Origin of the sequence: Pandoraea faecigallinarum, assembly GCF_001029105.3 — a bacterium.
GTDB lineage: Bacteria > Pseudomonadota > Gammaproteobacteria > Burkholderiales > Burkholderiaceae > Pandoraea > Pandoraea faecigallinarum.
In genome coordinates, this window is record NZ_CP011808.2 from 91,820 (window position 1) to 115,322 (window position 23,503).

The 23,503-nt window shown below is 62.7% G+C and carries 18 protein-coding genes and 2 pseudogenes; 12 read left to right on the forward strand and 8 right to left on the reverse strand.

All coding sequences use genetic code 11. The features are described from left to right. The first annotated feature begins 309 nt into the window (after window positions 1–309). The 3 genes from AB870_RS23440 to AB870_RS23450 all read left to right on the forward strand — a co-directional run bounded on the left by AB870_RS23440 (window position 310) and on the right by AB870_RS23450 (window position 3,685). Window positions 310–1,176, forward strand: a complete 867-nt coding sequence (locus tag AB870_RS23440) for a hypothetical protein (protein ID WP_064674946.1) — start codon at window positions 310–312, stop codon at window positions 1,174–1,176. 987 nt (window positions 1,177–2,163) lie between these two features. After that, window positions 2,164–2,391 (forward strand): hypothetical protein, encoded by a 228-nt coding sequence (locus AB870_RS23445; RefSeq protein WP_047909324.1) that lies wholly within the window; start codon window positions 2,164–2,166, stop codon window positions 2,389–2,391. 139 nt (window positions 2,392–2,530) lie between these two features. Then, on the forward strand, window positions 2,531–3,685 hold the full coding sequence (locus tag AB870_RS23450; RefSeq protein ID WP_237170174.1) for a c-type cytochrome: 1,155 nt from the start codon (window positions 2,531–2,533) through the stop codon (window positions 3,683–3,685). Between the two features lie 57 nt (window positions 3,686–3,742). Here the strand turns inward: AB870_RS23450 and AB870_RS23455 are convergent, their stop codons facing one another. Continuing rightward, window positions 3,743–4,477 carry a PA3715 family protein gene (locus AB870_RS23455; protein WP_053059771.1) on the reverse strand — a complete coding sequence of 245 codons (735 nt, stop codon included), beginning with the start codon at window positions 4,475–4,477 and terminating at the stop codon, window positions 3,743–3,745. A gap of 323 nt (window positions 4,478–4,800) precedes the next feature. On the opposite strand from AB870_RS23455, the gene AB870_RS23460 reads away from it, so the two are divergent. After that, window positions 4,801–6,258, forward strand: a complete 1,458-nt coding sequence (locus AB870_RS23460; RefSeq protein WP_084664295.1) for an autotransporter strand-loop-strand O-heptosyltransferase — start codon at window positions 4,801–4,803, stop codon at window positions 6,256–6,258. Window positions 6,259–6,664: 406 nt separating this feature from the next. Beyond that, window positions 6,665–7,927, forward strand: coding sequence for a putative bifunctional diguanylate cyclase/phosphodiesterase (locus AB870_RS23465; protein ID WP_047909325.1), 1,263 nt, complete (start codon window positions 6,665–6,667; stop codon window positions 7,925–7,927). A 107-nt stretch (window positions 7,928–8,034) separates the two neighbouring features. On the opposite strand, the gene AB870_RS23470 is transcribed toward AB870_RS23465, so the two are convergent. Beyond that, window positions 8,035–10,488, reverse strand: a complete 2,454-nt coding sequence (locus AB870_RS23470; protein WP_053059772.1) for a hybrid sensor histidine kinase/response regulator — start codon at window positions 10,486–10,488, stop codon at window positions 8,035–8,037. A 136-nt stretch (window positions 10,489–10,624) separates the two neighbouring features. Beyond that, entirely contained in the window at window positions 10,625–11,425 is an 801-nt protein-coding gene (locus tag AB870_RS23475; RefSeq protein ID WP_047909326.1) for a response regulator transcription factor, read from the reverse strand. Window positions 11,426–12,033: 608 nt separating this feature from the next. Between AB870_RS23475 and AB870_RS23480 the strand changes: the two genes are divergently transcribed. Then, window positions 12,034–12,417 carry a winged helix-turn-helix domain-containing protein gene (locus AB870_RS23480; protein WP_047909327.1) on the forward strand — a complete coding sequence of 128 codons (384 nt, stop codon included), beginning with the start codon at window positions 12,034–12,036 and terminating at the stop codon, window positions 12,415–12,417. Window positions 12,418–13,014: 597 nt separating this feature from the next. Here the strand turns inward: AB870_RS23480 and AB870_RS23485 are convergent. After that, window positions 13,015–13,548 (reverse strand): hypothetical protein, encoded by a 534-nt coding sequence (locus AB870_RS23485; RefSeq protein WP_157112505.1) that lies wholly within the window; start codon window positions 13,546–13,548, stop codon window positions 13,015–13,017. A gap of 1,180 nt (window positions 13,549–14,728) precedes the next feature. On the opposite strand from AB870_RS23485, the gene AB870_RS25875 reads away from it, so the two are divergent. The 3 genes from AB870_RS25875 (at window position 14,729) to AB870_RS23500 (ending at window position 15,609) form a co-directional block, all read left to right on the forward strand. After that, window positions 14,729–14,983, forward strand: coding sequence for an AbrB/MazE/SpoVT family DNA-binding domain-containing protein (locus tag AB870_RS25875; RefSeq protein WP_084664299.1), 255 nt, complete (start codon window positions 14,729–14,731; stop codon window positions 14,981–14,983). Next, window positions 14,983–15,345, forward strand: a complete 363-nt coding sequence (locus tag AB870_RS23495) for a type II toxin-antitoxin system PemK/MazF family toxin (RefSeq protein ID WP_047909330.1) — start codon at window positions 14,983–14,985, stop codon at window positions 15,343–15,345. Before AB870_RS25875 ends, AB870_RS23495 begins: the two co-directional genes overlap by 1 nt. 69 nt (window positions 15,346–15,414) lie before the next feature. Beyond that, window positions 15,415–15,609: a YqaE/Pmp3 family membrane protein gene (locus AB870_RS23500; RefSeq protein WP_047909331.1), complete on the forward strand. Its 195-nt coding sequence runs from the start codon at window positions 15,415–15,417 to the stop codon at window positions 15,607–15,609. Window positions 15,610–15,875: 266 nt separating this feature from the next. Here the strand turns inward: AB870_RS23500 and AB870_RS23505 are convergent, their stop codons facing one another. Then, window positions 15,876–17,186 (reverse strand): type II toxin-antitoxin system HipA family toxin, encoded by a 1,311-nt coding sequence (locus AB870_RS23505; protein ID WP_047909332.1) that lies wholly within the window; start codon window positions 17,184–17,186, stop codon window positions 15,876–15,878. Between the two features lie 159 nt (window positions 17,187–17,345). After that, on the reverse strand, window positions 17,346–17,648 hold the full coding sequence (locus AB870_RS23510; protein ID WP_084664301.1) for a helix-turn-helix transcriptional regulator: 303 nt from the start codon (window positions 17,646–17,648) through the stop codon (window positions 17,346–17,348). 1,176 nt (window positions 17,649–18,824) lie between these two features. Here AB870_RS23510 and AB870_RS23525 point away from each other — a divergent pair. Continuing rightward, the gene (locus AB870_RS23525) at window positions 18,825–19,196 is read left to right on the forward strand and encodes a hypothetical protein (RefSeq protein WP_047909335.1); all 372 of its coding nucleotides are present in this window, start codon (window positions 18,825–18,827) and stop codon (window positions 19,194–19,196) included. A 671-nt stretch (window positions 19,197–19,867) separates the two neighbouring features. Here AB870_RS23525 and AB870_RS26580 read toward each other — a convergent pair. Then, window positions 19,868–20,005, reverse strand: a complete 138-nt coding sequence (locus AB870_RS26580; protein ID WP_157112506.1) for a hypothetical protein — start codon at window positions 20,003–20,005, stop codon at window positions 19,868–19,870. Window positions 20,006–20,113: 108 nt separating this feature from the next. Here AB870_RS26580 and AB870_RS25880 point away from each other — a divergent pair. Further along, window positions 20,114–20,403, forward strand: a pseudogene (locus AB870_RS25880) (phage portal protein); the annotation flags it as partial. A 334-nt stretch (window positions 20,404–20,737) separates the two neighbouring features. After that, window positions 20,738–22,615, forward strand: a complete 1,878-nt coding sequence (locus AB870_RS23535) for a vWA domain-containing protein (protein ID WP_047909337.1) — start codon at window positions 20,738–20,740, stop codon at window positions 22,613–22,615. 453 nt (window positions 22,616–23,068) lie between these two features. Here the strand turns inward: AB870_RS23535 and AB870_RS26585 are convergent. Then, a pseudogene (locus tag AB870_RS26585) lies at window positions 23,069–23,206 on the reverse strand (IS3 family transposase); the annotation flags it as partial. Window positions 23,207–23,503 lie beyond the last annotated feature (297 nt).

Below are 23,503 nucleotides of genomic sequence, written 5' to 3' on the forward strand. Positions count from 1 at the left end.
CGACGCGGCGCATTTGTCTTTCAGCGCTGTCCGCGTGCGCGGCACTGCAGCTTTACCCACTGGGGAGCGTCGCCCGCTGCCCCGGTGAGGTGGTTGCACCAAAGCAATGTCATGCCGGCGCTTGCGCGAATCGAGAAGCTGGCGACGCGACACGACGCTGAACGCACGCTAATCGAACGCCAACTCACCGCTGACGTAAAGCGGGCCCGTCGCGGCGCTGCGATCGTGTGAGCCGGGGCCGATATGCTGCTCCGCCCTTTGGGTCAGAGGCGATCCGTGCGGACGATAAGACACTTAGGACGACAAGCAATGAACAATAAGCCAATTCTGGCGCTTTTCGAAAGCACGAACCGATGGCTTCCCGCCATTGATCGACGGATGACTGAGGCCGAATTCCACGAGATTGGCAACGCGCGACACTTCAGAGAGATCGCGAGCTGGACGAGCGCGCTCGCCGACTGGCTCTGCGGCACACGAAAGGAAGCGGCCAAGCGCTTGGCTTACCACATTCTGCACGCGAACGATCCGCAGGTCCGTATGACGAGCGGCGTCGCACTGCAGAAGCTGGTGGCCGCGCCCTACAAGGCGAATTTCCGATTCGAGAGTCTCGATGACGCGACCGTGAAGTTCCGTGTTGCGGGTCGGAGCGTGCGGCAAGACGTGACCGTCACGCCCGCGGGTACCTTGACCGCTGTGAGGGATGCGATCGTCAACGTCAGGAATGCCGCAGCGAGGCATGCGGCGGAGTTGGGGCGAATGGCAGTTGGCATGGGCGTGCCGACGGTCGAGCCGATTGAGCTGAGCGCATGCGCGCACTATCAGGACCTCAAGCGCGGCGGCGCACACGCAACGATCGTCGAGCTACTTGACTCGCTGGCATCCCCCGCGACATTCTGGGCCATCAAAGCCGCGCTCGAAATGCAACGCACGACGGCGATGCAGCGGGACTTGCACTGGCGAGAGTGGCCGGTGGCGGCCGGTGGCGTGACCCGCCGCGCGGTGCCTGACACGCTTCACTTCGCCCCCACGCTGGAGATCACGCAGCCGAGCGCAGGCGTGTTTCAACTGGCCTGGCACGCTGAGCCCGAGGCCCCGGCCCACAAGTGTGCCCATCGGGCGTTTGACGTAGTGCTGCTTGTGACCCGCGCGCATATGCACTGCATCTACGCCCGGTAGCCAACTCACGACGTCGCGCGCGAGCCCATCGGTACGATGCTTGAGTCAGACGCATTTCCACCAGAACCTTCTCGAGATTTTGCAGGGCAGCGCCTCTGCCAAAGCGCCGGTCGCCGTATCGCCGATGTCCTCGCAGCGGTCGACGCAAATGGCCAGCGCTTTGAGCCCATCCATACGCGTCAATTGAGTGCACATTTTTTCCAATACCCGCTCATCGAGTTGTTCGCTCGAACTCAGGTCGAGTCTGACTGGCTCAAGTTCTGAGAATTTGGAAATTTCGACGGCAAGTCACGCGTCGCGCGCGGTCGGGGGGCGTACACCGTCCAAGTGGCACGCATTTGAGGGCGCGCGCGTTTCGGCGCGTCGGGTCAGGGTGACGCTTCGCGCCGCATCGGCCGCGCTGGTGGCCTGCCATGGCGTGCTGACGTTGTCAAAACGTACTTGACGCATAGATGTACAACGCGTCCCTCCGGCAAGGCCTGGATGGACAGCGAGGCGGTATGAATGTCTTATTTATAGAAAGTGTTCGCGGTTACCTCTTTCGTAACGAGGCTACAACGCCCGTTTTCCGCATATCTCTGTTGCAGGCGCGCTATGCGTGCGCACGCGTGGAAGAACAGGGCCCGTCGCGCGCTAAACAGTGATTTTCTTCCCTAAGGCAAAACAATAGGGCCATGCAACAAAACGATGGCCTCGTGCGTGCGGGTTCAATCCGTACACTGGGTCGGGTTGCCGCGCCTGTGCGGCGCTGTGTGAGCCCTGGGGCAGCAAGCCCGTTGGCGCATGGCGGTCACGCCGCTCGCGCACCGAGCGAGGAAACCGTGGGACGACAGCGGCGCGCTGTGCACCGAGGCGGGGTTGTGCGTCCGCGCCATGGCGTACGCCGGGCCGAGGTCCCCGGGGGGCGGACTCACGGCGGCACCGCCCGCGGGCGCGGCGCGACGAGCGGCCCTAAGGCCCCAAACAGAGACAAATGAGGAAACACATATGCGGAAGTTTCTGCTGGCCATCTCGAACTGGAACTTCTGGTTCGACTTTCCGATTGCGACCCGCTGCCCATGTTGCGACGAAAGTAACATCCTGCTGTTCAGCGAGCTGTCGGCGAGGCGGCACGAACGATGGCGGTGTGTGCACTGTGGCGAGACGTATGCGCCGTCGTCGCACGAGCTTGATCACGCCATTACCGCGATGTTCAGTACCCTCTTTGGCATCTGAGAGACGCGCTACAAACGGCTGCGTGGGGGGCCACCCCGGTTCTGAGGTGGATGCGCAAGAGCGATCGCCGTGGACGCCTGGTGGACTGCCGATTCCCCGAGGTTGCCGCGCGATGGCCCCGCATCGCTGAAGTGATTTTATGCATGATTACGAGAGTCGAGTCACGTTTATGAATGCCAAACCACGTCCTGCACCTCGTTATGCGTTCCGTCGCGACCTGCTGGTGGCAACGGCACTCGGTGTGATGCTGATCGCGGTGGGTTACGCCGGGTATCGGGCGCATCTGGTCGGCACGGCCTGTGAGCGTACCGGTGCAACGTCGGCGAAGGCCCGTGCGGCCGCTAAGACGCCCAAGGTGCTCGCGACGATCTACTCGCGCGCCCAAATGAGCGCAGATCGCAAAGCGAGCGGGGAGGGGCAGCCGGTCGTGGCGCGCACACCGATGGGCGCGGATGGCTACTATATTCCTCCTTCAGAGGCGGACATCCCGGACGGTCCCTACGGGGATGCCATTCGGCGAGGGAGCAACATTTTTACGCGAACCGGATTGCATGTGAAAGACCACGTTGGCAATCAGTTGTCATGCGACAACTGTCACCTCGATGCCGGTCGCCGTGCGAATGCGGCGCCGATGTGGGCCGCATATGGCGCGTATCCGGCGTTTCGCGCAACGACGGGGTCAGTGAGTACGTTAGAAGACCGGATCGCGGCGTGCTTCACGTACTCGATGAATGCGCCCGGATCGGTGTCAGGCAAGGCGCCGGCGCCGGGGAGCCAGGTGTATCGTGACTTGGTGACCTACATGGCATGGCTGGCCAATGGGGCACCGGCGGGTGAGAGGCTGCGCGGTGCAGGGTATCCACGGATCAGTAAGCCGTCCGACGGTTACGATCTGAACCGTGGGCGGGTCGTTTTTCGACAGAACTGCGCGCAATGCCACGGTGTGGACGGTCAGGGCAGTCGCGACGGCCAGGGGCACACCACGTTTCCGCCGTTATGGGGGCGAGGGTCTTACAACTGGGGCGCCGGGATGGCGCAGGTTGATATGGCAGCCGCGTTCATCAAGGCCAATATGCCCTTCGGACGGCCAGGCTCGCTCACAGATCAGCAGGCTTGGGATGTGGCCGCCTATATCGATAGCCACGAGCGGCCCAAGGATCCTCGCCAGAACGGTACCGTCGCCCAAGCGGCAAGGAAGGACCATGCAGGGGAGGACAGCTTCTATGGGACGACGCTGCGCGGGCATTTGCTAGGGATCGGAGTCGGTGCGGGCGGGGCCGTTGAGCCGGGTTGATGTGGCCCGAACTCAGCGAGGCGCCCGCGCGTGCGGGGGCGCTTGCGCGGCCCTCCTTCATTGACGCACAAACGCCTTGGGCACCGGGTAGTGCGTCCCGTCGTACTCGATCGGTACGTTAGGGCGTTTCGATGTGTTTTCCTTGCTCTGGCAATCGCCGCGGGTGGGTCGGTTCGTCGTCGTGACGGTCTTCTCACTGACGACGAGTGTGGCATAACCCGATTGACCCGCCGGCCCCACTGAAATCACGCGGGCCGTATCGGTGAAGCTGCCCGCGCAATTGCCATCCCATTGACCGCCGCTGGTTTGTATCGCGAAATTGTCGACGACCTTGCGCAGTGTCGCGCCGTCAATCACGTAAAGGTCCAGTGTCGTTTGCGAGAACGGATTTACGCGCGATGTCCCCGCGTGTTCGGCGCGCACGCCGAACGCCACCACTTGCGGCGCGAGACGCCACGGCGCCGTGTCGAGCGCGAGGCTGCGCAGCACGGTCGCGTCGGACCGGAACGCGGCCTTTTCAAAGTGATGCGCCACGACTTTGCCCGACTCGCTGTTCGCGACCACGATTTCCACGTCATACACCGTGCCCTCGTCAGTGCCGCCCTTTTGCGGCAATGGCAGCACGGCGAGCGTCTGCGAAGGATTCGCTGGCCAGACCTTGCATGCAGCCAGTGCGGTGTCGAGCGCACGCCCGGGCTGCAGTGTGTTCGTCCAGGCGTTCAGGTGGTCCTTGCACTCGGCGAGCGCGAACAAGGGCAGGCAGAGCAGAGTGGCGGTAAGCACAGTACGCATGAGAGGCGGGCCCGTAGCAGAGTCATGATGGCTCTAGTGTGCATGCGAATGAGCTTGACCGGAAGCAAAATCGATGATCGCGCTGCCAGTGTTGCCACAGGCCGTCAGGCTAGGGGCTGCCGAGGGCAGAGATGGTGATGCATAGTGATAAATCGTGATGCGTGAAGATTTGCCGCGGGCTTCCCTATGCGAGAGCATGAGGGCTCCAACAGACAGCCCGTACCAGCGCGATCGTGATGTCGTCCGCAGCCGCCACGGTGGCAGAAAGGCGGGGGGCCTCTCCGCGACGAGACTGGTCGTGCCTACAGCGCGAGGAGCCTTTGATGTCGAGCGTCGATTCTTCCTCACCCGAGGCGGTTTCATTCCAGGGGCAATGTGTGCCGGCCTTTACGCAGGCCCCCGTCGTGCCGCAGTGTGCGAGTCCACTTGGCCCTGGGCAGGCCCCGGCTGCTTCGGCGCCGCTTGCTCCCGCGCCCGGCCCCGTGCTGACATCGGCGGGGGCGCCCGGCAAGGCACCCTATCCGCCGGCGCCAACGCTGCCCACGCTGTCCGGCCCGCAAGGCAGCGGCATTCGTTTCGATTTCAACGAAGGCTGCCGGGTTATGGTGCCCAAGGGCGACTGGAAAGTTTGTCTAAGTGATAGCCATACCGGCAATATCCTGTTCCACACGTCAATGGGAGAGGGCTGTGTGATGAGCGCGAAGAAGTATTTCGTGCCGTTCGAGATCGAGATCAGCAAGAACGGCAAGACAGTCATGCGTCATCGGTATGACGCGCGCGATAAGGACGTGTTGATTATGTTTCCGGTCGGCACGTTAGGCGACCTCGTCGGATGGTTTCCCTATGCCGTGAAGTTCCAGGAAAAGCACCAATGCCGGCTGACGGTATCGATGTCGCCATTGCTCATCCCGCTGTTCAAGGGCGCGTATCCGCACATCGAATTCACCACGCCCGAGCAAGTGAAGGTCGAGCGGTATTACGCGACGTATCGCATCGGCCTGTTCTTTGACGACCACGAATGCGTGTTTCAGCCAAGTGACTTTCGGCATGTTGGACTGCATCGCACGGCCGGGCACATCCTCGGCGTCGATCCCACGGAAATGCCGCCGCTCCTGTCATTGCCTGACGATACGCGTCCGATACAGGAAAAATACGTATGCATCGCGGTACAGGCGTCGACACAATGCAAGTACTGGAATTATCCGGGGGGCTGGAAGGAAATCGTGCAGTTTCTCAAGGAGGCTGGCTACCGGGTGATCTGCATCGATCAGAAATCGACGCATGGTGTGGGCACGACCTGGAACCACATTCCTTGGGGGTGTGAGGACGCAACGGGCGACAGGCCACTGACTGAGCGTGCGCGGTGGCTGCGTCATGCGGATTTTTTTGTCGGCTTGTCGAGTGGCCTGGCGTGGTTGGCGTGGGCGACGGGGACGCCGGTGGTGATGATCAGCGGCTTCACGCACGAGTCAAATGAGTTCGCGACGCCGTATCGCATCATCAACCATCACACCTGCAATAGCTGTTGGAACGACGTAAGGCATCGTTTCGACCATTTCGATTTCATGTGGTGTCCGCGACACAAGGGCACGGCGCGCCAGTTCGAGTGCACTGGCCTGATCACGCCGACCTATGTCAAGAATGTGATTCGTAGCATACCGACCTTCGTCGAGCGTGGTCGGCTTCATCCAACCAGCGTCATGCAGCGTGAGAGCGCTGACACGAACGCGCATCCGGCGCCATACCATGAGAAGGAGGAAGAGACCGTCCAGGCAGTCTAAGGCACGGGCTGCTTGGCATGGGCGTCGCGTCGCGTCCCGCCTGTGTCATTTCGCTCCCCCGTAAGCACGGGCGGGTTGTCGCGTGCACGCCCCCCGTGCACGCGACTTTTTTCGCGCATTCGCTGCGTCAGGCGCCTCTGCCACCCTTCGCCGCCGGGGGCTTTCGGGTCGGTGACGCGTCGGCCGCAGCGGGACGGCATTGTCGCGCCAGCCCGGGGGCACTCGTCCCCCCTCTTACTGTTCAGGATGTCTGCCGTCGTGGCACTGACGCGCGGTCGGGCAGGCCTTCCGGCCATGTCCGTCATACCGACACTTGTTCCGACGCTGACGGTCGGCGTCTCATCGGCGCGTGCGCCGCAGATCGTACCGCGTAGCGAAAACGACGGTTTTACCCGGAGAAGGACTTATGGGATTGCTCGATCACGGCGACTTCCAGTCGGAACTATCCGCAGCCCTCGGGACGCCGCAGAGTGCCGGCGCGCCGTTCGCGGTGTTCACGATTCGACTGCGGCGCGTGCGCCGGATTCGGTTGGCGCTCGGCGATGCCGTTGCCGATTCGCTGTTGCTGGAGGCGGCATTTCGGCTCAGCACGCTCATCGCAGGCACTTCGATGGCGCACCTCGAGGGTGAGCTGTTCTGCTTCTACCGGACACAGAGCGGGGAAGACGAAGCGCGACAGTTTGCGCGGGAGTTGCTCGCGGCATTCCACACGCCGCTGCACACGCATGGCATGGACGTCGTCATCGGCATCAACGTCGGTGTGAGCATCGCGCAGGCGGGAATGAACGGCGCGCAGGCGTTGATGCGCCAAAGCCGTTGCGCACTGGATCGCGCCGCGGCAGGTGGCGAATATTCGATGGAGATCTATACCCCGCGCTTGCAGGCATCCGCGGCACGCCGACTCACTCTGGAGATCGCCCTAAGGCAGGCCATCGAAAGCAATATTGGGCTGAGCGTGCATTACCAGCCGAAAGTTGGCTTGACGTCACGCAAACTATACGGCGTCGAAGCGTTGTGCCGCTGGAATTGTCCGCCGCTCGGCGCGGTGCCGGCAGACGAGTTCATCCCGGTGGCGGAGGAATCGGATTTGATCGAGATGCTCGGATGGCGGGTGTTGGACCAGGTGTGCCAACAGCTGCTTGGGTGGGGGGCCAGCGGTTTTGTACTACCGTGCGTGTCGATCAATCTCTCGGCCCGCCAGCTAAGTAATTCCGATCTGCCCTCAAAGATTCTGCAGTGCACGTCTCGCCATGGCCTGGTGCCGTCCTTGTTCGAGTTCGAGGTCACAGAGTCGGCCATCGTGGAAGATATCAATGTCGCCGCTACCACGCTCGCGCGCTTCCGGTCACTGGGCTTTCGAATTGCCCTTGACGATTTCGGGGCGGCGCACTCGAACCTGCACTATCTTCGAAAGCTCCCGCTCGATAGTCTGAAGATCGACAAGCAGTTCGTCGACGACCTGAGCGCGGAAGGCAAAGGCGAGGCGCTATGCCGGGCGATGTTTCTGATGGCGGACATGCTCAAGCTGCCGGTGATCGTGGAGGGCATCGAGACCGAAGCACAGTGCGCCACGCTGAGCCGGTTGGGGTTCGAATGGGGTCAAGGCTACTACTTCTCGGCCCCGCTGCCCAGCGAGGCGCTGGCGCAACGATGGCTGACGCGCCGCTGAGCATGGTCATGGACCGGAGTTCGACACTCGTTCGACGTGTCACGTTGATGCCGACATAGGTCGTACGATGCGCTCAGCGCCGCGAGCCTGGCGTGTCGTGGCCAGCGCTATGCGTCGTCGGTCCGCGCGGGGCCGTCGATGCGTGCCGTGGTGCCCGGCTTTGACGCCAAGTCGCCCGAGTGAAGTCCGAGCAGGTGCGCAAGCGTGCTTTGCAGCTCCGAGAAGTCGATCGGCTTGCGCAACACGGCGTCGAACGTCGGGCGGCGCAGCGGCGCTTCGCCGGCAACAGGATAGGGCAACGCAGATAACAGCACCACCGGCAGGTCTGGCCGCCAAGCTCGCGCGGCACCCAGTAGCTCGAGGCCGTCCGCGCGAGGCATCAAATGATCGGTGAGCAGCAAATCGGGTCGGCAAGTGAGCGGTGCCGACATGCGCTCGATGACCGCAAGTCCGTCTTGAAAAACCTCAACGGTAAAGCCCAGGGTGCACAGATGGTCTTCCAACAGATGGCGAATGTCGGCCGTATCATCGGCGACCCAGATGAGGCGCCCCGCTCCGTCGATGTCGCGTCCCTGCGCCCTGACGGCCGCGAGGTGATGCTGAGGGACGTCTGCTTCGCTCGCCACGCGTGAGCGTACCGTCACGTGCACGGTGGTGCCGGCGCCCAGCTCGCTCTCGATGCGCAACGTGCCGCCCTGTGCGCTGACCCATTGCTGGGTGATCGCCAGGCCCATGCCGATGCCCGGCTTCCCCTGAGCATTGGCGAGTCGCTTGAACGGCTCGAGTACGCTGCGATGATTTTCCGGTGCGATGCCCGGCCCCGTATCCGAGACCTGGAAGTGCAACGTTACCGAGGGCTCCGGTGCGCCGCCCTGATGGACCGCGACGGCGAGGGTAATGTCACCATCGCTGGTGTACTTGCTTGCGTTGTCCAACAAGTTGACAAGCGCGCGATAGAGACCCTCCGCGTCGAGCACCACCACGGGCGGCGCCTCGGCGTCGATGCGAAACGCGAAGCGATTGCCGTGCCGACGGGCCAGCTCGGCACCCGCCTGTGCGACCGTGTCGAGCAGCGCGTAAAGATAGACGGCGGCGCGTGCATGCGGGTCGGGCACGTGACCACGCGCATAGTCGATCAGATTGTTGACCATGGTCAGCATGTGTTGCGCGCTGCTGCGGATCATACGCGCGCGCTCGGCGCTCGCTGCGCCGTCGCACTGGAGCAGTTCGGCAAAGCCGAGGATCGTGGTGAGCGGCGTGCGAAGATCGTGGCTGATGCTAGCAAGGAAGTCTGCCTTGGCACGATTGGCCTGATGGGCCAACGCCAGCGCCGCGCGCAACTCGGTGGTGCGCTCGAGCACGGCATTTTCCAGGCGCGTTTGTTCGGCCGCGTGGGCGTCCAGAAAGGCATCGAGCGCTGCGGCGTGCGCCGCATACATTTGCGCGGAGCGCCGTGTCGCCAGCGCGCCGACCATCCCGATGACGCACAGTCCAGGAAGCCACGACGTATGCACCGAGCGCAAGGGTGGCCAATCGACGACCGCGTAAAGCTGCAGGAAGTTGAGGACGACGACGATCCAGACCGGGGCGTAGGCGATCAGGAAGACGCGCGCATTGGTGAGATGTCGCCGCCACGCGTCGAGCAGCGAGACGAACCAGCTCGCGTAGAAGAACAGGATGATGCCGTTGGAGTAAATGGTGCCGGAGCGGTAGTCGCCGAACGCGGTCCACAGTGCGCCAAGCAGCAGCAGTACGATAAAGAGTCGGTAGACCCAGTTCCACAGTCGCACGCGCTCCAGGCCGACAAAGGCGAGCGTGACCGCCGCGTAGCAGACGCTGGCGAGGGTGCCAAGCGTGGCCGGTGCGCGCAGCGCCCATGGGCCGCCGCGGTCGAAAATGAATCGATAGAGATATCCCTGCGAGGCCATCGCATACAGCAGCGCTAGCCCCATCCAGATTGCGAGCAGAAGGAAGCTTCGGTCGCGCCAGCTCCAGGCCTGCAAGACGGAGAACACCGCGGCCAGCAGCGCAATGGCTGTGAGCAGGGCGGCGCCCACCAGATCTTCGCCTTCACTCTGGCGATAGGCCGCGGGCTCCCATAAGGTTGGGATAATCTCCACTGCCGAGGCGCTGTAGACCTTGAGTACCCACTGGATGCGCTCACCTGGCGCTAAGGTGATGGGAAAGATGGGCAGCAACGCTTTCACAGGGCGCGCCGCGATCGGGCGCGTATTACCCGCCAAGATTGTCTGTGCCGGGCCGGTCCCGTTGGGGAGCATACGGAAGAAGCTGACGGACTGTAGCCGCGCGGCCCCAACCGCTAGCCAGCGCGTGACTGGCGCCTGGCTTGGGTTGCATAGTGTGCCGGTGAGCCAGATGGTGTCGGAGGTGAAGCCAATATTGAGCGCCGACGCAGGCACCACGCGCCAGTCCTCGCGTGCGAGGGCATCGGCTACCGTCAGGCCTTGGCCGTCGACTCGCAGCATCGCCATACGCGCCGGCGCGAGCGACGGTGCCTCGGTGACAACCGTGCACTCGGGCTGCGCCGGTGCGGCGGCCATCACTGCTGATGGCCACAGCCACAGGCCGATCCAAGCGACCCGGCGTGCCCAAACGAAGGCGTCGTAAAGCCGCCGAAGTCCACGGGGGGGGGGCGAGCGGGACGCAGTCGACGATGTGCAGCAGGCTGCAGGCGAGTTATCCCGGGGCGCTGCGCAGGTCCTTGCGGAATTGACTGGGGGCAAGGCCGAAGCGTTGGCGAAATGCGGTGGCGAAATTGGCCGCGCTGCCATAGCCGAGTTCATCGGAAATTTGTTGAACTTCCAAAGTGGTATCCGACAGCAGGCGCAACGCTGTCTTCATGCGCAACTCCCGCAGATAGTCGAACACGGTGACCCCGACACATTGTTTGAACGCCGCATTCAGACGCTTCGCGTTGGTACCGATCGATGCCGCGAGCGCTTGTAGCCCTGGGGGATCGGCGAGGTTCTCGAGCAGACGCGCGCGCGCCGCTTGGTAGAGCACAACGTCGAGCCGGCAGGAAGAAGCGAGCATCGGCGCCTGCGTGGTGTCGTCGGGGCTCTCGCTGGGGCCTGGTCGGAGGTGAATGCACAGGCGCAAACGCAGCTCTTCCAGATCGAACGGGCGGGAGATGTAATCCACCGCCCCGACCATCAAGCCGGCGACCCGTTCTTGGGGAAGCGTTGCCGCCGTCAGAAAGATCACGGGGATATCGCAGGTGGCTGGCGTCGCCTTGAGCAAGCGGCAGGCGGTAATGCCGTCACAACTCGGCATACGCACATCCATCAGGATGGCATCCGGGAGAAGGATCTGCGCCTTATGCACACCCTCGTATCCATCGCTGGCCAGCAAAACGCGGTATCCGAGCACCTCGAGGAACTCGGAGAGCAGTATCCGGCCCCCCTCGTCGTCGTCGACCACAAGGATACGCTGCCCCTGCGAAGCGCTTCGGGGGGGCAGATGGAGAAGTTCGCTCATCTATTGACTAGAACACATCTGGCACGGCCTTTCCCGGGCAATCTCAGCGTAATTGTCCAGGGTCATTCAGGCGAGCCGGGCGTCGAAATGAAGCGAGTATGGTCCGCCGCTGATCGATCCGAGGCCGGTGTGCGGGGCGCACCGAACCTTCGCGGCGCGCTTCCGGTTGGCGGCGCCGGCTTCCGCACGAGCTGCGCGAGCGGCAGAACGTCGTCGTGCGCGTGCCCGTTCCGCGCTCAGTCCCCGGCCCAGTTCCCGGCGTTGGCCACGCTCCAGCTTCGGCACCCACAACTCCCCCCCCCGACTTGACGCTCGACCCTTCACGCTCTGGCACGCCTGTCACGAGAAAGTTCAACCTCGGAGCTCACGGCGATCCATGTGACCGCCGCAGAGCCGCTCGCGCTGATGAGAAAAGATTGCCAGGCGCGCGGCGAGTTCGTGCGTCTCCCTGCGAGGGTTCGCAAAATATTTCCCCACCGCAAAAGTTTTCGACTTGCAGCAAAAGTCTGGGGTGCGCCTGCGCAAATTCGGCGCTTACGCTTGAGCTAGCACGAAACCGGTTGTGGGGCGTAGTCGCTGGCGGGGCGAACTTACGGTCGGCGAAAAAAGTGGAGAAGATCAACATGGATCGCGAATTTATGTCCGAATTCAGGGTGAATGGGAGTGCAGTTTTTTCCCCTAAAGATAATGTGTTCATCAGCGCTGGCATGGGCCGCGCCTTCCCGGTCGCACCGGTGGCGTCGAGGTTGATGCTGTTCCTGTGCTGCCACCCGAATTTGATCGTCAAGCGCAAGGACATTTTTCAGGCGGTTTGGGAAGACTTTGGTTTTGAGGTGTCGCAGGGCAGCATTAATCAGACGATTTTCGTGTTGCGAAGCACGCTCGACGATGTGGGGGTTGGTTCAAGGTGCATACGAACGGTTCCCAGGATCGGCTATTGCCTTCTTGCCGAGGTGGAAAAAATCACGAGCGGCGTCTGCAGCGCACTCTAGTATGCGTACGGCGCGCGAAGTCGTCCAGCAACAGGGAGCACGCCGAGGCGGCCGGGCCCGGGTCCGGAGGCACCGCTTGGCGAGGCGCGCATTACCGCAGGGTGCGAGAGGCACGGCTCACGGTCGACGGCGGCTGAGTCGACCACGGGCAACGCGCCCTGGCTCGACATCAGTCCCGATAACGGTCGACCATCTCGCACGGTAGCCCTGCAGACGACGCTTACAACGTAGCACCGCATAACAGCAAACCGTCGGAGACAAAGCGCGAGAGGCAAACCGCGTCCGTATCGACGCGGCACCGTTTTCAACATGTGTACGAATATACCCGAGCGCGCGCAGGCGGGCTCGAGCGTGCCGATTACGCGCGCACCGATGTATCCGGTGCCGTGCCGGCCTCACCGCTGCGTTGTCGCTACGTCGCGGCTGCCGCCGCGCCATGCCTATTACGCGTGCGTGATGGCTGCGTGAGTGCGTTATCGCCGCCAATTGATGCGAGTGCGGTGGCTGGTGCCGTTGCGGGCGCGCAGGACATTTGTTCGCCCGCGCGAGTTGTGTCAAGCCGCGCCAACGTATCCTCTGCGGCCCGAACGTTGGGAGTCACGTTCCGTGCACACCTTTTGCCGTCGATGGCAGGGCCCGTGTCGCGGCTGGGTAGCCATTTGCCGCGTGCAGCCGCGTGCGGTCGATCAACGGGAACACCCGCTGCGCGGCACGCTGGATGAGCATCATCCGATGCGCAACCGCTAGCGCTTGCGCCGACGGGGAGGTCTCGGGCATCGCCCGCGACGTCACCGGCGGGTCGTGCGCCATGCGGCGCGCTACATCTAACCGGCGGCATTGCAGGGCTATCGAGTCGGTGTTGCGCTGGACGGGACGTCCTTGGCGGATCGCTTCGATCATTGCGCGCGCGAACCAGTCAGCGATGGCAACGACATTCTGTCCTGCTGGCACCTGAACGAGTCCTTGCGCCCCCGAATGGCCGGTGGTCCGCATCATGCGATGCCCGGTGGCCTCTTGGACGGTGGTCTGCTCCGGCGTCGCGAACTCCTCGTCGCCGAACAGGGGAATAGTCCGGTGCGCCGCGAGCAAGGCAGCATGCGCATCGGCACCACTCCTTTGCAATGCCGGCACGAGGCACTCAGCGATTTGATGCACTATTGCGCGGCCGTGATCTTCGTGCGTGCCTTGATGGGACGCTTGGAGCTTCGAAAATTGAATGTCACGTACTCGTCTTCCTTGAGGCCCGAGAACGACAGAACTTCAGGAGGACGGTTTGAGTTTGGGTCGCCGACAAAGCGCCTGGCGAGATAAGCATAATTTTCGCGGCGATTGTTGACGACGCCAAGATTCGGCTGAGCCGTCAGAAGCGTGTGGCGCCTATCACCACGCTCGCTGCAAGGGTTTGCGCGCACGCCCGTCGGCCGTGGCGGCATTTCTGGGTCTATCGTCCGCTCATGAAGCCGGCCAGCGATTCGGCGACGTGACGCCGCGGAGCCCGTGCGCGACGCGAGTGGGCATTTCGGGCACGCGCTCTGCCGCGTCGTCTTCGCCGGAGCCATGCGCCAGCATGGCCGGCGCTTCAGGCGCAGGTGAGTCGGCGCAACGCATCTATACGAACAAAAACGCCGGTGGGCGCTCGAAGGGCGCCGCTGGCGAGAACGGGGGACGACCGCGACGCACCTTGGCGCCGACACACAGCGCGCGAGCACCGCGTGCCTTAATAGGTGCCTTGAGCAAGCTCGGGACGAAGCCCTCACGACGGTGGCCGCGCATCTCTCGTCCGCGGGGATACAGGCGGTGTTGGATAGCTATTGGAACAGACGCAGGAGCGAACTCCTTTTCCCAACATCTAGCACAACCGGACAAGCAATTGCGGGTCGGGCGTATGTTATGCGCACAAGCTGAGACCTACAATATCGCGGCCATCCTCCTGGATGCCGCGGCTAACGGCAGTACGCGCGAGAGGTCTTGGCACTGATCGATCCTGAGCGTGCCAAGCGCGTAGACGCTCTCAGTAGGGCGCAACACGCGCTCGTTCGGGCACAAACCGCTCGCGTTGAGCCCGAAACACCCCGCCGCCTGACGACGACTGCACAAGCCCACAGGTAGATACCTTCGCCAATCCTCCTTTGGCGCAGCGACCTTCGATCGACGGTGCAACTTCTCCTCGGCCACCACCGCCGTGATGCGAGGGATGGACCGGTTCGCCGAGATCTCTTCGCCACGGACTGAAGCTTCAATGAAGTAGATACATGTTGAAACATCGAGAAAATGCGTTTATACTTGTCGATACATTTGGAGGTGAATCATCATGGCAAAGACCGCAACCCTCACAATTCAACAGTGGGGAAACAGCCTGGCTGTTCGTATTCCTGCGGCAGTCGCACGCTCAGCGCACTTCGAAGTTGGACTTGAGGTGGAGGTAACGACCGATGAAGTTGGCGTCACCGTAAAGCCTGTTGGTCCTCGGAAACTCACGCTAGCTGAGAAGCTCGCTAAATTTGACCTGTCAAAGCATGGTGGCGAAGCTATGGCGGCGACACCGGTTGGTGCGGAGGTTCTTTGATGTCGAAGGTTGCTTGGGCACCGGATCGAGGCGACATCATCTGGATCGACTGCAATCCGCAGGTGGGCAGAGAGATGAAGAACATGCACCCGATGCTCGTTTTGTCACCCAAGGTGTTTAACGAGACAACGAGCATCGTCATTGGCCTGCCTATGACAATGGCCGAGTACAACGATACCAATCCGTTCGCGATCAAATTCAAGGGACCGAAGAACGTGACCAGTTACGTACTAGGTCATCAGCCCAAGTCGTTCGACTGGCGCGCTCGCGGTGCGAAGCCTCATCCGTGGAAACAAGCGCCACATGAAGTGTTCGTGGCCGCTTGTGAGCAGTTGAACCAGATCATTTCGATCTGCGAGTGAGAATCTGTCTGGCGTGACGTCGCCCCGCGCCGACCGGAACTCGGGTAATTTTTCCTCACGAGGATTCACATGCGTTTGCTGCTTGCTCTGATTCTCCCCTGGCTGCAATTCTTTACGATCGGACGACCGATGGCCGGGGTTATCTGTTTGCTGCTGCAGCTTACCGTGATCGGCTGGATTCCGGTCGCGATCTGGTCGGTGTATGCGTTGAGCCAGTACAAGGCCGACAAGAAGATCGAGCGCGCGCTCGCGAGCCGTGGCTAACCAAACGGGGAACAAAATGGAAAAAAGCCTTCGCTCACTACGCTGACATATTCGGGGTTTCCTGACAGCCACGCTGGACGCCGGTGACGGGGCGAATTTCACCTCTCAGCAGGTGTATCGTGGCATGGAGGATGGAACGTGGTCTGAGGAGCTGGATAGCGCTGTGCCTGTTGATTTGCGCCGAATGTTGCCCCCGGGGATGGGGCCCAGTTGAGAAGCGTCTGAAGGAGTTTCCGCGACGGGGGCGCTTAGCCCCGCCATCCGCTTCAGCCGTGCCGCTTAATCCAACTCGCGGCCATGCCGGTTTCGCGCGTGCGTTGCCAGATCGTGGTGCGGTGTTCGTCACTCAGTGGCGCAACTTTGAGCACGTCTTTCCATTTCCGCATCGCCGCGTCGACCGTCTCGGATATCGTCCGGCGAAGGATAGCTTCAGGAAGCCCCCACGCGTTCGCCCACGCGCGCACCACCTTTGGCGTGATGACCCGACTCGCCACGTCCGCAGCGAGCTTAAAGCCGTGACCGCTGAACCGGAGCCAGGCGCTGTAGGCAACCATGTCATAGGCTGGCGATAACTCGGCATCCCGAGAGGTGCGGTACAGGAAGCCAAAATTTTTGAGGTGAGCATCCGGGTTTCCCAGCAACTCGTTGACGGTCAGGCGACGAAGGAACTCATGCAGATCGTCCTCGCCCCGGACCGATCGCGCCAGCAGGATCGTGCCGATGTCGGTATAGGAAAGTGCCTTGCTGTACTTGTCGTGCGGCGAAACGGAGGTGACCTGAGCCATGTCCTCGGCGTGCAGCCGACCGTTATGGGTGTTCGCATCCCGATCGAAGCGATGGGCCAGCAGGAAGCGTGTCGAGTCGGTACGCATTTCCTGATCCAGTTGTCCTGCAATGTCACTAAGTGGCAGTAGCGCGTGCTCGCATGTTGCCACCCCCGCGGCCGCGGCTAACAGCAGCGACGTGTGCTCGACTTCCGGCATTTGCGGGTAGTCTGACGCGGGTAGTTTGCCGATGTAATGGCCTCCCTCGTACTTTGAGCGCATAACGTAGCGGCCACCGGCTTCACGCACGAGTGCCACCTTCGGTTGTACGCCTGACAATGAGGTCGATGTCGGCGCAGGCATCTGCACCAAACTCATTTCGTAGCTGTCTCTGCCCTGTGTCAGAAGACGCCCCAACGCCGCTTCGCTAAGCTGCTCTTGATGCGCCTGGACGTTGCCGGGCAGATCGGAACCACATAGGGATAGCAGGCCCAGACTGTCGCTCGGTGCCAGATTGGCCATGTCGACGAGCTGTTTGCGCAATCTGCCCTCGGGCAGCAGGTTTTCGAAGAAGGGGGGCAGCGCCCCCTTGCCATCCCCGCGCGTCTCTTCCAGTGCCGGATCGAGCAACTGGCGGCGGGTGGCAAGTTCGTTCTCGGCTTCGAAGGCCTGCGAGAGGACCGGACGATCGGCCGCTGGCATCTTCGCGTAAGCGTCGTCGAACCGGAAGTAGCTGCGGCCGTCATCAAGGGCGAACAGCGAGCCGACGTCGACGGTGTCAATCTTGATGCGCAGGGAACGGACCAGACTCATCGATAAATTCCAGGAGTAGAAATTGAGGGATACCGGCGCGGTGGGACGGGCGGACACTGGCTGGCCCGCCGGCACGCTCACGGAACTGCGGCTCGTGGGCCGTCGTCGTGGCCGTTGGGGTTGTTGCGCGGGTCGCCGTGGGGCAAAAATTTGGCACGGCTATTCCTCGTCATTTTCGGCCGGCGGCGCGCGTGTTGCGAGCAAGCGCTTGAGCGCGCCGGTGCGCAGGTTCTGGTCCTCGCGCACGATCGCTCCCAGCCCTTGGGGCAAGACCGTCAGATCGAGCTCCAGGGCGTGACACACGGCCAGCAAGGTGCTCAGGCGAGGATTACCCGTGCCGGCCTCCAGCTCACGCAGCGTGACTCTATTGACGGCAGCCTTGGTCGACAGTGCTTGAGCACTCATCTTCCGTGCTATCCGAACTCGCTTGATTTCGCGGCCCAGCGCCGCTGAAGTGGTCATTAGGATAACCAATAAATTGATATGGACATTATGATAACGGGGCTAATATAGTATCGAAATACTATTTTTGGCAAATATGTTGACCATGTTGAATGAAGTGCGCCGGGGGGCGCCCGAGATGTCGGCGCCCGACGGTGAGTTGGACGAACGGCCCATGACGACGATGATGGCAACCTTAGGCCTCTGCACGGGTCAGCAAGACTTCATACCGCAGCACGCAATAGACGCGAGCGGGCAGCCGTTGCCGGGGGGCCGCAAGTGTCCGTGAGCCCGCCCATCGCCATGCACACGGCGGCACCCAGGTGCCGGGTCCGGATCGAACGTCGGGCGTCGACGATGGACTTGGCGCCTAACAGCGCACGTGCATGTGAGCCGACAGCGGATCAGCCCATCCACACGACATTTCGCCACAACCGCTGCGGGAGAGCGGTCTGCCAGCCTTTTCCCGGTCATGCTGACTGTCGGGCTGGTGCGCCCGCGCCGCCCGGGCCACACGCAAGCCGAGTTGGCGAATGCTGCACGGAGCAACCCATGATGGGCGAGCGGGCGCAAAGTGGCTTCGGCTCCATTGGGCAGAGCGCCGTACGTCAACGTGTCGCGGTGCTGGTCTCCAACGACGGCCGCAGTTTCCGCCGCAGCGTTTGCCGCCGCGAGCGGCGCCTCGAGTCCGGCGATGTTCGATTCGAGTATGGCGATCTGCGCATCCGTGGCATCGGAATGGGAACTTGCTCCACGGGGCGAGGAGGACATCGCAATTCGGTGGCCAATCGCTGGGAACGAATAGCGGCGGAGTGACTGTGGCCCGGCAGGTACATTCGGGCGACGCGCGCCCGTGGTCACTGGCAAATACTCACGATAGAGAACACCCGTCGCGCGATGCGTCCCGATACGTCTCCCCGTCCAGCGTTGTTGGCTCCGGAGGACGCTGGCCGGTGGCGCGTCGGTGGGGCCCGCAGCGCGCCGGTCGCTGCCGCGCTGGCGTGCCAATTCCAGCTCGCGCGCGCAGAGCAGTGGGAGAGCAGTGCACACGGCTATATGCTTGCCGGCCTGAGTGAGCCGCAAGCGTACGAGGCGGCTGCAGACGAGTGCGTGTCGGCGCGTCGATTCAAGGCGGCCGCCGCGGCGCACTTACAAGCCGCGGAACGCTACACGTAGCACGGCCACTATTGGGCGGCGGTGCTCGCCTACAAGGACGCCGAAAAAGCCTACCAGTTGGCACAACTACCCCAGGAGGCTGCACCAGCCGCGCGTCAGGGCGTCGACGCCACCTTGAATCTCGCGCGCGCCTATGCGCGAGGCAGCTCGCACGAGAAGGCGAAAGGACTCTACTTTGAGCTCGCGCCAATGCTCGCGCAGGATGGCCAGTGGGAGCGCAGCGTAAACGTCTTTCAGCTTGCCGGCCTGAGCGAGCAGGAAGCCTACGAGGCGGTAGCAACAGCGTGCCGGTTGGATCACCAGTACCTATTGGCCGCCGAATCGTTCAGGCGTGCGGGGCGGCCCGATCTGGCCCAAGCGTGCATCACCGCCTCCCTCGACCGCATTGCATGAAGCATGCCCGGGAGACTGAGAAGACGGGGCGGCGGCGGGATGCTTGAAGTGATTTTTATGGCCACCCGAAGCGCCCCCGGGTTTCCATCGAACGAAAGGCGCCAAGCGAGAACTTGGTTCGTTTCTCGTTATAGTCGCGAATGTGCGAGTCCACGACCTCAATGGACTTGGTCGGTGCTAGCCGTCTGGCATCCCGAAAGTCACGCAGGTGCGCTGCTGACACCGTTGGCAGCCGCCCAAAGCATCCTTCGTTCGCCGCGTTCGGCTCCGGGCTGGACCGGCCAGCGTTTCGTCGACACACACGCGCTGTTTAGCCGAATTGGCTAGAACTCGGTTCGGCCCCATCGGTGACATCGCACCTGCTGAGGCCGAATCGAACGGCATATGGTCGTTACCCCGAAGGCAGTTCAGACCAACAAATACTGGGCGCTGATCGCCACCACCGGTTCCGCGAGATCCATCATCGCGAGACCGAAGTCCCTGCTTAGCGAGGGCTGCCCAGGATTTCCCTAATGCACTGAAGTAAGGCGTCCATTTCCATTCCTTTTCATCTGAAGTGAGTTCTCAGAACGATAGTTGCGCTCGAGATTTTGGCGCACACCGACCGTCGTCAGGGACGCGGCGCGCCGACGGTATCACCTGCTGGTCCCCTTGTGCGCGTTGGCCGTGAGTCAGCCGATCCCCATGGCCGTTACATACTGAGCGGCATACTGAGCGTGTTCGATGACGCTTGGCACCCAGGACAGCAGCGCGTCTCCGTCCGGAATGAAAAACTTGCTAATTGCGTCAGGAAGCGTGAATTCAGACATGAGGTATCTCCAGGTTCAAAGACATGCGGTTCAAGACGGTTGCTGTTGATGCGAAGCCAGAATAGCGCGGCGCCCCCTCACGGTCACCTGCGATAAATCGCAGCGACTGAATCCGCGACGCTATTCCGTCGGTGCTACTACAGGAATGGCAGCGACGCCGGCTTCATCCTGTACATGAGGACGCAGTGCAACGCCAGAGCGATGTCGACGCGCTGTGCGACGCTCTGAAGAACGCGAAGGGCAACTTCCGCAACCCATTCATGTACGCGCCGAACCGCAAGAAGGACGGCATCCGGATCCTGCCGCTGTTGGAGGTGGCTGCGAAGGATGAGCCGCTCAATATTACGAACGTGACGCGCGACGGTCTGCTCGCCGCGCATCGCGTGCCGCCGCAGCTAAACGAACCGCTCAGCGAAGCGCACCGGGCACGCCCACCGCGGCGCGAGGGTGGGAGAAGCGCGGAGCGGCCCAGACGGCAGGGGGCGCCGGGCTCGCCGGTGAGGCGCATTCCGAAAATGTCAGGTATTCACCGGAGTCCGGCCAGGCCGAGGATGCCGACAATGACAGCACCGCTGGCGTCACGGCCTGAGCGTCGGCAACCAAAGTACGGCGCGATTTCGCCCGCGCCGGGCGCGTCGGACACCGCCCTCACGCGCGGCTTTTGAACTCATTTCCCAGGACAGACACCGCATGCCAATCACGACAGGGATTCGCCCGTGGAACCCACCGGACATGACAGAGATCGAGAAAGCGCTGGTCCCGCAAACCGAACTCACCGCCCGGACCGACGCCCAGCTCGCCGACGAATTGGAGGCACGATATTTTGCGCCGCGGGATGATTTGCGTGCCCCGATCGCGTTGAGCTTGGATGGCGATCTGGTGGCAGGCCTGGTGGTTGGGCAGCCCGGCGAGCGCGGCGCCGCGCTCTTGCGCCTACTGGTCTCGCAGATTCGCGCGACCTTGGAGGAAGACGGGGTGCAATGCGACATCGCCCACGTTCAGGCCCGCGATATCGTGAGCTTATTGGCAAGCGCAAAGTTCGTTTCGGCGTATGAACCGCTGGTCACGCCGGATCCAACTGAAGCGCAAGTGAAGTATCAGCAGGCCATCGCCGTGAACCGCATCCGCGGCGCAGTCCGCTTCCACACGACGACCACGTACACGGACAACGCGGCACCGATTCGGGGTCAGGACACCCGGGTGACGCAGGTCGTGGACCTGGCGGTGCTGGTCACAAGCACGCCCGGTGGTTCCCCCCTCAAGCGGGGGCTCGAGGCAGAGGTGACCGCGGCCACAGTGCAACTGGCCGACCCATCTCAACGCGCGGCGATGATCGAGGAGACGGAGCGTCGACTCGGTGTACCGGCCCCGGCGAGCAGTCGCTGGGAACGCCTGACCCGAGCGCTATCCAAACTCTTTGGCGACCGGGGCATTCGGTTCGTCGTGGGCAAGGTGAACGAACTCACGGACCCGGAAATGCTCGCCCGCCCGGCCGGAATCGGTCTCAGCCTCGATGGCGTTTTCGACACACAGGCCTGGTTCGTGCGCTCCGACCTAGCCTACGGGCGCCGGAGACACCACGTGGCCGACTACCGCACCAACGACGTCTACGTCGTGCGCCGAAACGGTACGGAGGTGGACGCCGAGACGCAACGGGCAGTCAATGCCGTGTGCGCGAGCACAATTGCCGAACACCGGGCGGCCTATTTGCGCGACGATCGCTACTTGAACATTCCCGGTTCCTTCTTTCCCTCCTTTACCTGCTGCGTGCTTCCGCTTGAGCAGCGCACCACTCCGCGGGTGGCTTCGCTTGACCCGCGCACCTATGAGCCTGGCAACGCGCGTATCCAGGAGCTCGAACAGGCACAGCCACAGCCCGGCGCCGGGAACGACCCGCTGGTGCTCGCCGTGTGCACCACGCTGGTGGGCGCGCTGTTCCCCGCGCCTGACACGCTGCCTCTTGTCATCGAAGTCAACGGTGAGAACGTCGTGGACCCGCCGCTGCGCGCAGCCTGCACGGCGTTCCACAATCTGGAGCAGATGGCGCTGCCGGGGACACAGGACCACGCGGCCCTCCTTGAGCCGTGGCTGGCAAACCACCGCTTATCGAACTTCGTCGCGCCGGAGCCGCTTACTATAAGGGCGGTGAGAGCGGCTCTGTACGTGTGCGTGATCCATAAGATTTTGAGGGAGCTTCCCGACGACCTTGCGCTGCGACGGCAGGTGCTCGCGACGATCGCTGGCGTGAAGGACGCGGTGCGCCTCATCTGCGATGCCAACGGCCTGCCCAACTTTGTGAACGGGCGCACCCAGCGCAAAATTACGATCTTCGCGCCCCGAGCACATCCGCATCTGCTTGCCGGGCCGGTCAAGGTCAAGTTTAACGAGTCGCTGCACGGGCTCAAGGACCACGGCGGGGTGCGTTTCGGCGACAATCCGGCCAATGTCTTCCCGGAGAATTTGCTGCGCACCGCGATCCAGCTGGTTGCGGGCTCGTTTCGCGTCACTAGCGAGCGCTCCCAAACGACATCGATAAAGTACGAGGCGCGGATAGTGATGAACAACAATGTAAATAACGCCGCCCAACCCGTGCAATGGCGCGCAGGTTGACGACCGATCGACGCTTTCGCCGATGAGGCGAAATGAGGCAAAACGAGGGAAAGTTGACGCTGTGCGGCGCTCCCCTGAAGCACACCCCGAGGTGACCAACCCGCTGCGCGCACTTGTTGGGGCCACCGCCGGCATCTTGGCGGTTGCCCCCAGACGTCGTCAGCGGTGCGGTGACGGCACCGCATGGCTCGGCAACGCGCCACGGCTGAGCGCGTGGACGCCGTTGATTGCACGGTCCGCGATGCCCGCCCCGGTCGCTCGCCCGACGCTGCGACGTTCGTTCGCGCGGCAACCGCTGAACGACACGTCATTCGCCTGCTTCGGCAACGCTCGTACGCCGCTCCCGGCAACGACATTCCCCGTCCTACGATGGACTGCTGCCGGGATCGTAAGCACTTCTGGCCTATGATTGGACCGCTGCCGGAATTAAGACACTTTCCAGCCTCACGCCAAGGCACGTTCAAAGGCCTCGGGACTGATGCCACCCAGATGGGTATGACGGCGGGTTCGATTGTAAAAGACTTCGATGTAATCGAAGATGTCGGCGCGCGCCAGATCACGGGTTTTGTAGACGCGTTTTCGCACGCGCCCCTGTTCAAGATTGCCATTTTCTTTTTCTATGGCGGACGCGATGTGCACGTCTGGCCCACGCGATCTGGGGAAGTCCCATCCATTGACAACAGCGCGTGACACTGGGGGCAATTCAGGCGTTCACCCGGGTCCGGTCGGGGGGCGGGGACGCCCACAATAACAGTCTGACCGTCGCCCTGGTCTGCGCGTCGGCACCCAAGGCACGGCGCGATTTCGCCCACGCCGGGCACGTCGGACACCGCCCTCACGCGCGGCTTTTGAACTCATTTCCCAGGACAGACACCGCATGCCAATCAC